We start from the raw sequence: 13,224 nt of genomic DNA, 5'->3' as shown, positions 1-13,224 counted from the left end.
TTCCTAAATGTTTACTTTACGGACACCGATCCATTAACTCGGTGTCCATAGGTTGGGCGGTGCACCTGTGCCAGCCGACCGATTGGGAAACCATGAAACGAGAAGAAACCGGCGGTTCAACCGCCGTGGACGTAGCCGACAACACCGGCCGGACCGACGACACCGATGACACCAACCGCTCGGATAACGACGAGCTCGACGTAGACGACGATAACGAGCACAACGACCCCCTTGGCTTCCTGCCGCTGGAGGGCACGGCGAAGCAGATTGCCAACTGGGTGGCCGTGTTCCTGGGCATCTGGATCCTGCTCAACGGCGTGGGCATGATCGGCGACGGCTTCAAGGGCATCGCCGGCGACCGCGCGGAGGAGCTCTTCTCCTTCGCCGAAAACCCGTTTGTTGGCCTGGCCATCGGTATCGCCACCACGTCGATCATCCAGTCCTCCTCCACCACCACCTCCATCGTGGTGGGAATGATCGCCGGTGGCCTGCCGCTGAACATCGCGATTCCGATGCTCTTTGGCGCGAACATGGGCACGTCCGTGACCTCCACGCTGGTGGCTCTGGGCCTGGCGGGCAACAAGAAGCAGTTCCAGCGCGGTTTCTCTATGGCCACCGTGCACGACTTTTTCAACCTCACCGCCATCCTCATCTTCTTCCCCCTCGAGATGTTCACCGGCTTCCTGGGCAGGACCGCGACGGCTATCGCACCGTCCCTGTCTGGCTCGGGTGAAGGCGTGGTGGCAGGCATCTTCGAGTCCATCGGCGACTTCATCGACATGGTCACCGAGCCGCTCGTGGGCCTCGTAGGCAGCCTGGTAGAACCGCTGGGCGATGTCTGGGGCGGCGTGGTTTTGGCTGTGCTCGGCGTCGTGTTGATCCTGTTTTCGATCCAGTTCATCGGCAACATCCTCAACGCGCTGCTGGTCGGCAAGGCGCAGGACATCCTGTACGCGGCCTTGGGCAAAAACGCGTTCGCCGGGGTGCTGTCCGGCGCCGCGATTACCACCCTGGTGCAGTCCTCTTCCACCACCACCGCGCTGACGGTGCCGCTGGCCGCTTCCGGCAAGTTCAAGGTGCGCACCCTGTTCCCGTTCGTCGTGGGCGCAAACATCGGCACCACCTTCACCGGCCTCATCGCCGCGTTTTCCGCCTCCGGCGCCGAGGCCGAGGCCGCGATGGCTGGTGCGCTCGTACACACGCTGTTCAACACATGCGCGGCGATTCTGATCCTGAGCGTCCCGTTCCTGCGGAAGCTCCCGCCAGCCGGATCCGATTGGCTCGCCGGCCTAGCCACGAAGAACAAGATGTACGTCTTCGCCTGGATCGGCGGCGTGTTCTTCCTCATCCCGATCCTGGCCGTCTTCATCTCCAACGCGCTGACCTAAGGAGGTCCCCATATGACCACCCCAAACAACCCCACCAACCCCGAGAATCCGACCAACGGCGAGACCCCGGACCTGGCGCCGCTGGCCCAGGACCTGATCAAGCGCGAGGCTCCGGACGCGGAGCTGCACGCGCTGTTGGCCGAGCTGGAGGAGACGGCGCAGGAACTGCGCACGGAGCTGCAGGCCCGCCAGGGCGACCGCGCCCAGCTCGAGCACGAGGAGGCCAAGGCACGCCGCAAAACCAACCCCAACGTCACCCCGGAGCAGGAGGAAGAACTGAAGCACTTCCCCGAGTACTGGGCGAACGCGAAGGGCTCTTGGAGCAACCTGTTCAAGCTGCTGCGCGAGCTGCGCGCCGAGATGCGGGAGGGAAAGGGAAATGCGTAACCGCCTCACACTGACCGCCGCCGCGCTGACTGCGGTGGCCATGGCCGCCGCCGGCTGCAGCTCCGAGGACACCACCCCGGACGGCGACGCTATCCGCGTCACCGGCTCCTCCACCGTCGAGCCGATTACCTCCTACATGGCAAACCGCTACGACTTCAACGTGGACATCGACGCCGTCGGCTCCACCGACGGCTTCGACGCCTTCTGCGCCGGCGACGCCGACATCAATGACGCGTCCGTGGCAATCCCCGGCGCCGGCGCTGAGGTGGATTACCAGCAGCAGTGCGCCGACAACGGCGTGAACTTCGTGGAACTGCCCATCGCGCTCGACGCCATCACACTGGTTAAGCACCGCGACAACGACTGGGCGCAGGACCTCACCATCGAGCAACTGCACGACATCTGGGCGGAGGATTCCGCCGTGTCCAAGTGGTCCGACATCGACCCTTCCTGGCCGGACGAGGAGATCACGCTGTACGGCCGTCCGTCCGGCTCCGGCACCTTGGGCGTGTTTGAGCAGCTGGTGCTCGGCGGCGATCAGATCCGCGACGACTACCAGGCCACCGACGACGTCCAGGAACTGTCCGGCTGGGTCGCCGACGACGTCAACGCGTTGAGCTTCATGGGAATCGGCAACTACCTGTCCACCGAGGACCCCACCCGCAGCAGCATCGACAACGTGCTGGTGGACGGGGTGGCCCCCACGGCGGGGGAGACGAAAAACGGCAACTACCCGCTATCGCGCCCGCTGTTCATCTACGTCAACGAGGAATCCGCCGAGCGCGACGACGTCGACGAGTTTGTCACCACCTACCTGGACAACGTGGAGGCGGTACTGCCGCGCGTGTACTTCTACCAGTTGCCGGAAGACGAGTACACCGACGCGAAGCAGCGTTACGAGGACCGCGTAACCGGCGCCGATGAGCGCTGGCAGTAAGTAGGATCGGGCACATGACGACTGAAAACGAAGGCCTGTACACCAGCACCGGCAACGCGACTGATCCCAACGCCACCGAAGCCAGCAAGGACGGCGCGAACAACCCGAACCAGAGCATGGACACCCTGCCGCTCGGCGAGGGCGTGCACACCGTCGAGGAAGCCGAGCACCACGAGGAAGGCGCCCGCTGGAACGACGGCAACTTGCCGCGCGAGGAAAGCGAAAACGGCGACGGAACCGCCAGCGGAAACGACAGCCGCGAGCAGGAGCGCTAACCGCTCGCCCACCTTTCGCCCCGGCCGTGCGATCACGGCCGGGGCGTTACTATTAGCCACGTGAGCACCCCGTACGGCAATTTCAGGATCAGCGACCAGGAACGCATGCAGGCCATGGATACCCTCGGCGGCGCCCTCGGCGAGGGCCGTCTCAACATGGCGGAGTTCGACGAGCGTTGCCGCCGGGTGGCCGAGGCCCAGACGCACGCGGACCTCGCGCCGATTCTGGCGGATTTGCCGCCGCAGCCCGCTGCCGGTGCCGTGGCACAGCAGAACGCGGGCGCCGGCGACGTGTTCTACAGCGGCCGCGAGATCATGCAGACGCGGCGTTCCGGGCGGCGCATGCGCGCCGGTGTGTTCTGGCTGGGCACCGTGGGCGCGCTGGGGTTGACTGCGCTGCACCCGATCTTTCTGCTCGCCATTCCCACCTTGTTCATCCTGCTGTACGTGATGAAGGTGGGCCCGGACTCGTGGTACACCCCGAGCCTGCGCCAGCTTGAGTCGCAGCGCCGCAAGGAGATCAAGATGCGGCAGCTGGAAATCGAGTCGGCGAAGGCGCACCAGCAGGCGCTGATGCGCTCTCAGCGCAAGGACCAGATGAACCAGCTCAAGTCCGATGCGCTCGACGCGGCGCAAAACACCTTAAACCGTTTCCGCAAACCCTAAACGCGCCTACAGTGGTGTGGCATGAGCGAGCCACTAAAGGAGCACCGCCACTTCGACCAGGCGGAGAAGCTGAAGAACGTGTTCTACGACATCCGCGGGCCGGTGACGGCGACGGCGGAGAAGATGGAGCGCGACGGCCACACCATTTTGAAGCTGAACACCGGCAACCCCGCCATCTTCGGCTTCGAGGCGCCGGACGTGATTATGCGCGACATGATCGCCAACTTGCCCACGTCCCAGGGCTACACCACGTCGAAGGGCATCACGTCCGCGCGCCGCGCGGTGGTCACGCGCTACGAGATGATCGACGACTTCCCCTCGATCGACATCGACGACGTGTACCTGGGCAACGGCGTGTCCGAGCTGATCAGCATGACCACGCAGGCCCTGCTCAACGACGGCGACGAGATCCTCATCCCCGCCCCCGACTACCCGCTGTGGACCGCGGCCTCCACCCTGGCGGGCGGCAAGGTCGTGCACTACATGTGCGACGAGGAGGACGATTGGAACCCGTCTCTCGAGGACATCCGCTCCAAGATCACCGACCGCACCAAAGCGATCGTGGTGATTAACCCGAATAACCCCACCGGTGCGGTCTACTCGCGCGAGGTGCTCGAGGGCATCGCGAACATCGCCCGCGAGCATGAGCTCATGGTGCTTGCCGACGAGATCTACGATCGCGTGCTTTACGACGGCGCTTCGCACATCTCCATGGCCGAAATCGCCCCCGACCTCATCTGCATCACCTTCAACGGCCTGTCCAAGGCGTACCGCGTGTGCGGCTACCGCGCCGGCTGGATGGTGGTCACCGGGCCAAAGCGCCGCGCCACCGGCTTCATCGAGGGCCTCGACCTGCTCAGCGGCACGCGCCTGTGCGCAAACGTGCCGGGCCAGCACGCCATCCAGGTGGCCCTGGGCGGCCGCCAATCCATCTATCAGCTCACTGCCGAGGGCGGGCGCCTGCACAAGCAGCGCGACATTGCGGTGAAGAAGCTGCGCGAGATCCCGGGCGTGTCCGTGGTGGAGCCGAAGGGTGCACTGTACTGCTTCCCGAAAATCGACGCCGAGATGTACAATATCCACGACGACGAGAAGTTCATGCTGGACCTGCTCAAGTCAGAGAAGATCCTGATGGTTCAGGGCACCGGCTTCAACTACCCCACCCCGGACCACTTCCGCGTGGTCACGCTGCCGTGGGCTTCACAGTTGGAGAACGCGATCGAGCGTCTAGGCAACTTCCTGGTGGATTACCACCAGCACTAAAACCCAACCCCGCTGGGACGCAGTGGGCCCTACGCCACCGGGCGGAAGGTGTCTGGGGACGCGGCTTTCCAGTCGGGGGCCCAGGCCGAAGGGACGTCGTCAAGCAGCTGCCCCGGGCGGAGCCACTCGTAGATGGAGGCGTAGGAGCGGGACTCCGTGGGCGAGATGTTGCGGCGCAGCATGTCCGGGGTGAGCTGGGACGGGTCGGTAACGCCCATGGAGGCCATGAGCCGCACGGCGGTGTTCACCGTGGTCTTGTGGAAGTTGTAGACGGCCTTGGATTTGTCCTCCACCACGACGGCGCGGTTGCGGCGCGGGTCCTGCGTGGCCACGCCCGTGGGGCAGTCGCCGGTGTGGCAGCGTTGCGCCTGAATGCAGCCGGTGGCCATCAGTATCGCGCGGGCCGAGTTGGTGTAGTCCGCGCCCTGGATCATGCGCATGACGATGTCGGAGCCGCCCGAGACCTTGCCGGAAGCGCCGAGCTTGATCTGGTCGCGCAGGCCGGTGCCGACGAGGGCGTTATCCACAGTCATCAAACCGTGGGTGAGTGGCATGCCCACGTGGTCCTCGTAGTCGATGGGAGCTGCGCCGGTGCCGCCCTCGGAGCCGTCGACGACGATGAAGTCCGGCGCGGTGCCGACCTGTCGGATGGCCTTGCAAATGGCCAGCACTTCTCGACGGCTGCTCACGCACAACTTGAACCCCGCCGGCTTGCCGCCGGACAGCTCGCGCATCTCCGCGATGAACTCGATGAGCTCTACCGGTGTGCTGAACACCCGATGCGCGGCCGGGCTGACGCAGTCCTCGCCCATGGGCACGCTACGGATCTCGGAGACCTCTTTGGTGATCTTGCCCGCGGGCAGCACACCGCCGATCCCAGGCTTGGCGCCTTGGCTGAGCTTGAGCTCCACCATCTTCACCTGGTCGTCTTGGGCCTTGTCACGGAACTGCGCCGGGTCGAATTCGCCGTCCGGGGTGCGCGCTCCGAAGTAGCCGGTGCCCAACTGCCAGACCAGGTCGCCGCCGTGCTCCTGGTGGTACGGGGAAATGCCGCCTTCGCCAGTGTTGTGCGCGAACCCGCCCATCTTCGCGCCCTTATTCAGCGAGCGCACCGCATTCTTAGACAGGGAGCCGAAGCTCATGGATGACACGTTGAGCATCGAAATGGAGTACGGCTTCGTGCAGTCCTTGCCGCCCACGAGCACGCGCGGCGGCTCCTTCGGCGCCTCCACCGGCGCGATCGAGTGCACGAGGTGTTCGTGGTTGGTGCCGTAGACATCCAGCACCGTGCCGAAGGAGGTCTCGCTCTGCTTGCCCTTCGCACGCTCGTAGATCGCGTTGCGCTGGTCGCGGTTGAAGGGGCGGCCGTCCCAGTCGCGCTCGATGAAGTACTGGCGCAGCTCCGGGCCGATGTCGGTGAGGAAGTAGCGCATGTGCCCCAGGACGGGGTAGTTGCGCAGGATCGGGGACTTGGTCTGGGTGAGGTCGTGGATGGCGACCCCACCTAGAGCCGCGGCTGCCGCGCCAAGGGCTCCCTTGGCAATGTTTCCTCGCGTCTCCTTTGCCATGCGCCCCATCATGCCTCACCGGCCACCACTTGTGACGTTATTTGTCGCCCAGGCTGCGCCCCAGCGCGCGGAGCTGCCAGCCGGCGTTCTGCCACTCGGCGACGGGGAGGACGTTTCGTCCGTCGATAAGCACCTGCCTCTCGACGAGCTTCGCCGCCCACACCGGGTCCATCTCCTTGAATTCCTGCCACTCCGTGGCGAGGATGACCAGCTCGGCGCCGGTGAGCGCGTCCTCCAGCGAGGCGGCGTAGTCGAGGGTGGGGAAGACCTTGCGTGCGTTGTCCATGCCCTGCGGGTCGTACACGCGCACGGACGCGCCGGCGAGGTTGAGCTGGCCGGCCACGGCGAGAGCCGGCGAGTCGCGCACGTCGTCCGAGTTCGGCTTGAACGACGCGCCCAGCACGGTGATGTTGCGGCCGATAAGCGAGCCGAGCTCCTCGCGGGCGAGATCGATCACCCGCTGGCGGCGGCGCATGTTGATCGCGTCCACCTCGCGCAGGAACGTCAGCGCCTGGTCCGCGCCGACCTCGCCGGCGCGCGCCATGAACGCGCGGATGTCCTTGGGCAGGCATCCGCCGCCGAAGCCGAGGCCGGCGCCCAAGAACTTGCGGCCGATCCGGTCGTCGTAGCCGATGGCATCCGCCAGCTGCGTTACGTCTGCGCCGACGATCTCGCAGACCTCGCTAACGGCGTTGATGAAGGAGATCTTGGTGGCCAAGAATGCGTTGGCGGAGACTTTCACCAGCTCCGCGGTCTGCAGGTCCGTCACGATGAACGGGGTGTTGTTGGCCAGCGGGGTCGCGTACACCTCGCGCGCCACCTCCTCCGCGCGGGTGGCACCTGCACCGCGCACGCCCAGCACGATGCGGTCCGGCGCGATGGTGTCCTGCACCGCGTAGCCCTCGCGCAGGAACTCCGGGTTCCACGCGATCTCCACGGTTGCCTTGTTGCCGTGCTCCGCCACCAGCTTGTCGGCGCGCTTCTGCAACGCCGCGGCGGTGCCGACGGGGACAGTGGACTTACCCAGGATCAGGTGCTCGCCCTCGAGCTGGGGCACCAGGTCGTCGATAACCGCTTCGACGTAGCGGGTGTCAGCCGCGTAGGAGCCGCGCTGCTGCGGGGTGCCCACGCCGATGAAGTGCACGCCTGCGAAGGCGGCGGCCTCGGCGTAGTCCGTCGTAAAGCTGAGGCGCCCTGCGTCGATGTTGCGCTTGAGAACCTCGGGCAGGCCCGGCTCAAAGAACGGCACCTTCGAGTTTTTCAGTGCCTCGATCTTGTGTTCATCAACATCCACGCCCAGCACCTCGTGGCCGAGTTCAGCCATGCACGCCGCGTGCGTCGCGCCGAGGTAACCGGTACCAATCACAGTCATCCGCATAAGAGACCATTATGCCGTGGGAGGGCGGGCGCGGCAGCGCGGAGGGCGGGCTGGGAGGCTGATCGTATAGTGGCTCGACGTGGCCTGCTATACGGTCCGCGGATCGCGGTTGGGTTTTCCCTGTTGATATTGAACATGATTGGCGATAACGGGCGGACCGTCTAGCAGCTCGCCCGGACTACTAGACGATCCGCGGCTTACTGGAAGTTCAGGTACGCCTTCGAGGGGGTCGGGCCGCGCTGGCCCTGGTACTTCGAACCGAGCGCGCCGGAGCCGTACGGAGTGTCCGCGGGCGAGGTCATCTTGAACAGGGCGAGCTGTCCGACCTTCATGCCCGGCCACAGGGTGATGGGCAGGTTGGCCACGTTGGACAGTTCGAGGGTGATGTGGCCGGAAAAGCCTGGGTCGATGAACCCGGCGGTGGAGTGGGTGACCAGGCCCAGACGGCCGAGGGAGGATTTACCCTCGAGGCGGCCGGCCAGGTCGGCGGGAAGGGAGAAGCACTCCAGGGTGGAGGCGAGCACGAACTCGCCGGGGTGGAGGACGAAGGCGTCGCCCTCCGGCACCTCGACGAGCGTGGTCAGATCCGGCATCTCCTGCTTCGGGTCGATGTGCGTGTACTTCGAGTTGTTGAAAACCCGGAAGAACTTATCAATTCGCACGTCGACCGAACTCGGCTGAATCAGCTCTGCGTCGAACGGGTCGATGCCGAGGTGGCCTGAGTCGATTGCGTCGCGGATGTCGTGATCTGAAAGCAGCACGGACGCGAGTGTACTTCCCCGTTTTTGGAGACCTCTTCCGTGGTGCTAAAGTTATCCGAGCTGCCGGCGTAGTTTAGTGGTAGAACATCAGCTTCCCAAGCTGAGAGTGCGAGTTCGATTCTCGTCGCCGGCTCTCTAGATCGGTGCCCTGCGACTTACGTAAGTTGCAGGGCGCTTTTGTGCGTATATTGCGTGCGGCCCACTTACGAAAGGACCTTCACATGAACCGCACCGCCCCGCTACTGGCGACCTGTGTCCTTCCGCTGGCCTTGGTCGGCTGCGGGGAGACTAGATCAACTGCTGCCACAGAGTCGGTGACTCTAACCACCACCACGACGGTGACAACGACGGCGTCTTCCGCAACCCCCTCCCCTGCGGTTGAGTACTCGACTGCGCCAGCGCAGCAGACTGAGCCAGCCGCCGTGACGGGGCAGTCTGCCTCCCAGGAGCAGCCCTATGTTGTCGAATGTCTTGAAGGCACCCCCGGGCCAGCACTGTGGTCTGACGGAACGGTGGAGTACTCCGAAGATTGTTTCCAACAACTTGGCGGCCCCGCATACATGGAGGCTGAGCGGCAGTCTGGCTTGCACTCTGGTGGCGCCGCGGTTACCGGTTATGGGTACGCACCCAATGGTGCGCGCAACCCGTCGTCCGGCGAACTCCAGACGCAGTGGGGCTGCGAGCAAGGGACGGTGAACGATCCCGATTTATGCGCTGCGGTTGAGAGCGTCATCCGGGCCGCTGACCCAGACGGGACAACGTACCCGTAGCACCTCAACGATGGTTGCAGCGCTACGCGTGGCTGCAGGGGCCGATCGGGCGGGATGAGACGACGCTGACCGGGTATCCGTGGCCATTGAAGTCTCCGCGTAGCACCGGCCATTTGCGGTTGTAGTGCTTGGCGTTGGCGAGGCGTTCCGGGTCGTGGTTGTAGCAGGTGTGCACGCCGTCCTCGGTGGAAAAGATCAGCTTGGTGCCGTCGTGCTCGATGATGGTGATGGGCAACCAGTCCTCCTTGGGGCCGTTGCCGGCGCGCAGGACCGGAATCCAGTGGGCCTTGTGCCCGTCAGCGATCAGGTCGCACTCGTCGGGGCCGCACGGGATGCGTTCCGCGGGCGGCTCCGGCAGGGGGACGACGGTGCCGTTGGCGTCGCGGACGGCGGCCTCGATGGCGGAGTATTCGAACTTCGGCCCGGTGTGGCCCACGAAGTCAAAGGCCTCCATAGGCGAGGCGAATTCCGCAGTGACGGTCTCACCTGTGCCGTCGAGCCTGAACGTGACGGTGTTGACGTTGAGGCTGCCGAGGGTGGCTTGAACCCAGTCATCGGCGACGTCGAAGGGGTTGGACATTTCGGGCATGTCGGAAGACATGGTTGATCTCCTTTGAGAATCGCTCTTCCGGCGCGGCGGTTGCGCGTGCCGGCGGATCTTCTCCCGGGGGCACCGTGCGCGATGTGCGCGGTTGCCAGCCGACGAGCCGGAAGGCTTCGCCCCACCACAGTGGGGCCGTCGGACTTCGTGATCCACAAAGGACAATAACAGACCGCTTTGTCTATTGCAAGGGGGCCGGAGGACGTCGATAAGCAATATGCTCGAAGCGATGAAACTCAGCAGCGCGATGATGTCACTAGCAGCCGGTTACGGGGCGGTGCGCGGGCTGCAAAACCGCCCGCCGCTGCCCTTCAACGACCGGAAGTTCACGCCCTCCTACCCCACGCCCGTGCTGTACATCCACGGCATCAACTCCCGCACCGCGGCGTTTGAGGCGAACGCGCAGCGGCTCAAGCGGCAGGGGTTTTGGGTGTGGGGGTACGACTACGGCGACATGACAGCGCCGGGATTTTTCGGCGCGGGCGACCTCAACTCCATCGTCGCCGACGTGGAGGACCACGTGGCCCGGGTGCTGCGCAAAACCGGTGCGACGCAAGTGGACATTGTGGCGCATTCGCAGGGCGCGCTGATGACCAAGCTGTTTATCGCACGCGGCGGGGCCGAGACGGTGCGGCGCGTGGTGGCGATGGGCGGCAACTTCCACGGCACCGACTTCCGCGGGCTTGCGGGGCGCATGGGCGAGGTCGCGGCGAGGCACCCGCACCTCACTGCGCTTTTCGCGCCGGGGGCGGCGCAGCAGCTGGTCGGCTCCGAGTGGCTCCGCGAGTACGCCAGCGGGCCCGACACAGCCCCCGGCATCGTGTACACATCCATCTACTCCCCCACGGACGCGGTGGTCACGCCCGCGGCCGCGTCGACGTTGGTGGCCGGCGAGGGCGCCGACGTTGCCAACATCGACTCCGCGCGGTGGTACGACGGCTACACGCCGATGCACTCCCTCATGCCGCGCGACCCGCTGTACGCGGAGCTCACCGTGTGGGGGTTGCTGCGAGAAGTGGGCGACCACGTGCCGCCGCAGCTCGACGGGCTCGCGTAACTCGCGCGTAGCCTGGTCTGCATGAAAACCTCTTTTGTGCTGCTCGGCGGTACGAGCGATCTTGCGATGCGGCTTCTCCTCCCCGGCTTGGGCGAGTACGTCCGTGCGAGCGGCGCGGACGTCGAGGTCCTCGGCGCCGGGCGCGACGAGGTTGACGGGTACCAGGAACAGGTGCGCGAGGCCGGCGCCGATGTCCCCGCCCGCTACTTCGCCGTCGATGCGACATCGAGCGAAGATGTGCAGAAGCTTCTCGACGCCACCTCCGGCGACCGCACCATCATGTACATGGCCCTCGCGCCGGCCGTGGCCGTAAAGGTGGTGGACGCGCTGCGTGACGTGCGTCTGCCCGGAGACATCGTCATTGCCATGGAAAAGCCCTACGGAAACTCCGCGGACGAGGCAGACGCGCTGGACGAGGCGCTGCGCGCGGTTGTGAGCGAGGAGCAGATTTACCGCGTGGACCACTTCCTCTCTGAGCCCGCAGTGAACCGCGCGGCACTGGAGGTCTCGGCGAACGGTGGGTTGGAACGCATCGAGTTCGTCTACGAGGAGTCGCTGGGATTAGAGGGGCGCGCGGAGTTCTACGACTCGACGGGCGCCGCCAGGGACATGGTGCAGTCCCACATGCTGCAGTCGGCAGCCCGGATCCTGACGGGAAGCGCCTCCCCGGAGGCGTCGCTGGAAGCGCTGGAATCGTTGAAGGTGCGACCGGGCAGCGTCCGCAGGGCGCGCTACGAGGGGTACACGGAGGAGGACGGGGTTGACCCGGCGAACGACACCGAGACGCTGGTGCAGCTCGAGCTCGACGCGGTCTCCGGGGTTTCGGTGCTGCTGCGCACCGGCAAAGCGTTTGCTAAGGACCGTAAGTTCCTGCGGCTGGCGTTCGCGGGTGGTGCGGAGCGCGAGCTACAGCTTTACGACGGCCCGCTCTCCCCGTACGGCACCGTCATCCGCGGGTTATTCGAGGGCGATCGCTCTGTAAGCGTTCCCGCCGGCGGCGCGCAGAAGGGGTGGCGCGCCATGGAACCAGTGTTTGAGGCGATGGCGGCTACCGAGATGGAAGAGTACGCAGAGGGTTCCACCGGCCCGGAGGGGTGGGAGTAAACACTGTCACTCTCTAGGCATTCAGCTTCTCGCCATCTTCTCCACATCGCAGGCCGGAGCACTCCACCCCTCCGGGACAGGAAGATCGAAGTCCTCTATTAGCACTCGAACCGCCTCGTCTGGGCAGTCGCGCACAGCCGCCGCAGTTTGAATTCGGCGCCACTTCTCCCTGGCGGTACGAAGTTGCCGTTGCCAAGTGGCATTGTCTACGTCGAGGTCGAATTCGACCCTCAGCACCTCAAGAACGTCCTCGAGGCACGGCCGGAAACGAGGACCACCAGTGGGAAAATGGAAATCCGACAGGAGCGTACCACGCTTAAAATAGGTGTTCACCTGCGCTGACTTCTGCGTATCAAGCTTGGTTGCAAAGCCCAATAAGTGCGTGAATTCATCCCGGTGCGCGTGCACGTGGAAGTGAGAGGTCGGGCTATTCCGGCTACTACTCCGCAGATACTCAACACGAAAAAGCGGATCTAACCCTGGTTGAGCATACGGGTGAACGGCAAAACTCGAACTTTCAACCGCGAGAAACCGTTTAGTCGAATCCCATGTACAGCGATACTCAGGTTTAATTCCGATGACCGCTTTCCCCCTGGACATTAGGGGAAGAATACCTGGCCGCTCGCTCACTTGCTCGAATCGTATCGAGACCGATGTTCCGCGCCCTCCTTCGATCCAACTGTATTCAAACGGCGGACACGAACCAGCGAACGCGGAGAGCGACCTCGAAAGTTCACGGTCGAATTCTTCTACCGCGTTTTCGAGACTACGGCCTTCCACATTAGCCATCGAGCAGCCACCGAAGTTCCCGGATACGCTCCCACACTGCCTGTTCTCGGGGCGATAGGTCGTAGAACCGGGCACGTTCTTCGAAGTTCTCGATGCCGCCGTCCACGTTCCGCTCGAGTGTGTACAGTTCTCGACGCGCCTCTTCTGGTGTCAAGCGCCTCATCAATGGTGCCGACATGGCATCCTCCTTTCGTAACTTGTTATGCGGTTATTCTTCCATGACCACCCGTCGTGTGAACACGAACCACCGCCTATTATCGAACATGTATTCGATTGTCGC

15 protein-coding genes, 1 tRNA gene and 1 riboswitch are annotated in these 13,224 nt (G+C 64.6%); of the genes, 10 read left to right on the top strand and 6 right to left on the bottom strand.

Features of this window, described 5'->3' with window-relative positions; genetic code table 11:
• The first annotated feature begins 92 nt into the window (after positions 1 to 92).
• The 6 genes from HF989_RS08180 to HF989_RS08155 are packed head-to-tail and all read left to right on the top strand — an operon-like array spanning position 93 to position 4,916.
• Entirely contained in the window at positions 93 to 1,388 is a 1,296-nt protein-coding gene (locus HF989_RS08180; RefSeq protein WP_168685519.1) for a Na/Pi symporter, read from the top strand.
• Positions 1,389 to 1,400: 12 nt separating this feature from the next.
• On the top strand, positions 1,401 to 1,775 hold the full coding sequence (locus HF989_RS08175; RefSeq protein WP_168685517.1) for a hypothetical protein: 375 nt from the start codon (positions 1,401 to 1,403) through the stop codon (positions 1,773 to 1,775).
• Complete coding sequence (locus HF989_RS08170; protein WP_168685515.1) at positions 1,768 to 2,712, top strand: substrate-binding domain-containing protein; 945 nt, start codon at positions 1,768 to 1,770, stop codon at positions 2,710 to 2,712. Before HF989_RS08175 ends, HF989_RS08170 begins: the two co-directional genes overlap by 8 nt.
• A 14-nt stretch (positions 2,713 to 2,726) precedes the next feature.
• A complete protein-coding gene (locus HF989_RS08165; RefSeq protein ID WP_168685513.1) occupies positions 2,727 to 2,987 on the top strand; it encodes a hypothetical protein in 261 nt (86 codons plus the stop codon).
• A 60-nt stretch (positions 2,988 to 3,047) separates the two neighbouring features.
• The gene (locus tag HF989_RS08160) at positions 3,048 to 3,653 is read left to right on the top strand and encodes a DUF1707 domain-containing protein (RefSeq protein WP_168685511.1); all 606 of its coding nucleotides are present in this window, start codon (positions 3,048 to 3,050) and stop codon (positions 3,651 to 3,653) included.
• Between the two features lie 21 nt (positions 3,654 to 3,674).
• Complete coding sequence (locus HF989_RS08155) at positions 3,675 to 4,916, top strand: pyridoxal phosphate-dependent aminotransferase (RefSeq protein ID WP_168685509.1); 1,242 nt, start codon at positions 3,675 to 3,677, stop codon at positions 4,914 to 4,916.
• A 29-nt stretch (positions 4,917 to 4,945) separates the two neighbouring features.
• On the opposite strand, the gene HF989_RS08150 is transcribed toward HF989_RS08155, so the two are convergent.
• From HF989_RS08150 to dcd, 3 genes are all read right to left on the bottom strand, one after another.
• Positions 4,946 to 6,484, bottom strand: a complete 1,539-nt coding sequence (locus HF989_RS08150) for an FMN-binding glutamate synthase family protein (protein ID WP_210729109.1) — start codon at positions 6,482 to 6,484, stop codon at positions 4,946 to 4,948.
• A 37-nt stretch (positions 6,485 to 6,521) separates the two neighbouring features.
• Positions 6,522 to 7,862, bottom strand: coding sequence for a UDP-glucose dehydrogenase family protein (locus tag HF989_RS08145; RefSeq protein WP_168685505.1), 1,341 nt, complete (start codon positions 7,860 to 7,862; stop codon positions 6,522 to 6,524).
• A 197-nt stretch (positions 7,863 to 8,059) separates the two neighbouring features.
• Positions 8,060 to 8,623: a dCTP deaminase gene (gene dcd, locus HF989_RS08140; RefSeq protein ID WP_168685503.1), complete on the bottom strand. Its 564-nt coding sequence runs from the start codon at positions 8,621 to 8,623 to the stop codon at positions 8,060 to 8,062.
• A 62-nt stretch (positions 8,624 to 8,685) separates the two neighbouring features.
• Between dcd and HF989_RS08135 the strand changes: the two genes are divergently transcribed.
• Positions 8,686 to 8,756: transfer RNA gene (locus HF989_RS08135), tRNA-Gly, on the top strand.
• A 181-nt stretch (positions 8,757 to 8,937) separates the two neighbouring features.
• Entirely contained in the window at positions 8,938 to 9,393 is a 456-nt protein-coding gene (locus tag HF989_RS08130) for a hypothetical protein (protein ID WP_168685369.1), read from the top strand.
• A 22-nt stretch (positions 9,394 to 9,415) separates the two neighbouring features.
• Here HF989_RS08130 and HF989_RS08125 read toward each other — a convergent pair whose 3' ends face one another.
• Positions 9,416 to 9,994, bottom strand: coding sequence for a hypothetical protein (locus HF989_RS08125; RefSeq protein ID WP_168685501.1), 579 nt, complete (start codon positions 9,992 to 9,994; stop codon positions 9,416 to 9,418).
• A gap of 16 nt (positions 9,995 to 10,010) precedes the next feature.
• Positions 10,011 to 10,147, bottom strand: a riboswitch (SAM riboswitch).
• 76 nt (positions 10,148 to 10,223) lie between these two features.
• Here HF989_RS08125 and HF989_RS08120 point away from each other — a divergent pair.
• Both HF989_RS08120 and HF989_RS08115 read left to right on the top strand, forming a co-directional pair.
• Entirely contained in the window at positions 10,224 to 11,051 is an 828-nt protein-coding gene (locus HF989_RS08120) for an esterase/lipase family protein (RefSeq protein WP_168685499.1), read from the top strand.
• Between the two features lie 21 nt (positions 11,052 to 11,072).
• Positions 11,073 to 12,155 carry a hypothetical protein gene (locus tag HF989_RS08115; RefSeq protein WP_168685497.1) on the top strand — a complete coding sequence of 361 codons (1,083 nt, stop codon included), beginning with the start codon at positions 11,073 to 11,075 and terminating at the stop codon, positions 12,153 to 12,155.
• 21 nt (positions 12,156 to 12,176) lie between these two features.
• On the opposite strand, the gene HF989_RS08110 is transcribed toward HF989_RS08115, so the two are convergent.
• A complete protein-coding gene (locus HF989_RS08110; protein ID WP_168685495.1) occupies positions 12,177 to 12,755 on the bottom strand; it encodes a hypothetical protein in 579 nt (192 codons plus the stop codon).
• 181 nt (positions 12,756 to 12,936) lie between these two features.
• Positions 12,937 to 13,122, bottom strand: coding sequence for a hypothetical protein (locus tag HF989_RS08105; RefSeq protein ID WP_168685493.1), 186 nt, complete (start codon positions 13,120 to 13,122; stop codon positions 12,937 to 12,939).
• Positions 13,123 to 13,224 lie beyond the last annotated feature (102 nt).

It is taken from the genome of Corynebacterium mucifaciens (assembly GCF_012396315.1).
In the GTDB taxonomy this organism is placed as follows: domain Bacteria; phylum Actinomycetota; class Actinomycetes; order Mycobacteriales; family Mycobacteriaceae; genus Corynebacterium; species Corynebacterium mucifaciens.
The sequence above is the reverse complement of the archived record's forward strand: the minus strand, read 5'-3'. Positions and strand labels throughout refer to the sequence as shown.

Excerpts from the sequence above, each read along its gene's own strand:
- HF989_RS08150 (WP_210729109.1), bottom strand. The coding sequence starts at position 6,484 with ATGGCAAAGGAGACGCGAGGAAACATTGCCAAGGGAGCCCTTGGCGCG.
- HF989_RS08120 (WP_168685499.1), top strand. The coding sequence starts at position 10,224 with ATGAAACTCAGCAGCGCGATGATGTCACTAGCAGCCGGTTACGGGGCG.
- HF989_RS08170 (WP_168685515.1), top strand. The coding sequence starts at position 1,768 with ATGCGTAACCGCCTCACACTGACCGCCGCCGCGCTGACTGCGGTGGCC.
- HF989_RS08175 (WP_168685517.1), top strand. The coding sequence starts at position 1,401 with ATGACCACCCCAAACAACCCCACCAACCCCGAGAATCCGACCAACGGC.
- HF989_RS08155 (WP_168685509.1), top strand. The coding sequence starts at position 3,675 with ATGAGCGAGCCACTAAAGGAGCACCGCCACTTCGACCAGGCGGAGAAG.
- HF989_RS08105 (WP_168685493.1), bottom strand. The coding sequence starts at position 13,122 with ATGTCGGCACCATTGATGAGGCGCTTGACACCAGAAGAGGCGCGTCGA.
- HF989_RS08165 (WP_168685513.1), top strand. The coding sequence starts at position 2,727 with ATGACGACTGAAAACGAAGGCCTGTACACCAGCACCGGCAACGCGACT.
- HF989_RS08125 (WP_168685501.1), bottom strand. The coding sequence starts at position 9,994 with ATGTCTTCCGACATGCCCGAAATGTCCAACCCCTTCGACGTCGCCGAT.
- HF989_RS08145 (WP_168685505.1), bottom strand. The coding sequence starts at position 7,862 with ATGCGGATGACTGTGATTGGTACCGGTTACCTCGGCGCGACGCACGCG.
- HF989_RS08180 (WP_168685519.1), top strand. The coding sequence starts at position 93 with ATGAAACGAGAAGAAACCGGCGGTTCAACCGCCGTGGACGTAGCCGAC.
- HF989_RS08115 (WP_168685497.1), top strand. The coding sequence starts at position 11,073 with ATGAAAACCTCTTTTGTGCTGCTCGGCGGTACGAGCGATCTTGCGATG.
- HF989_RS08110 (WP_168685495.1), bottom strand. The coding sequence starts at position 12,755 with ATGTCCAGGGGGAAAGCGGTCATCGGAATTAAACCTGAGTATCGCTGT.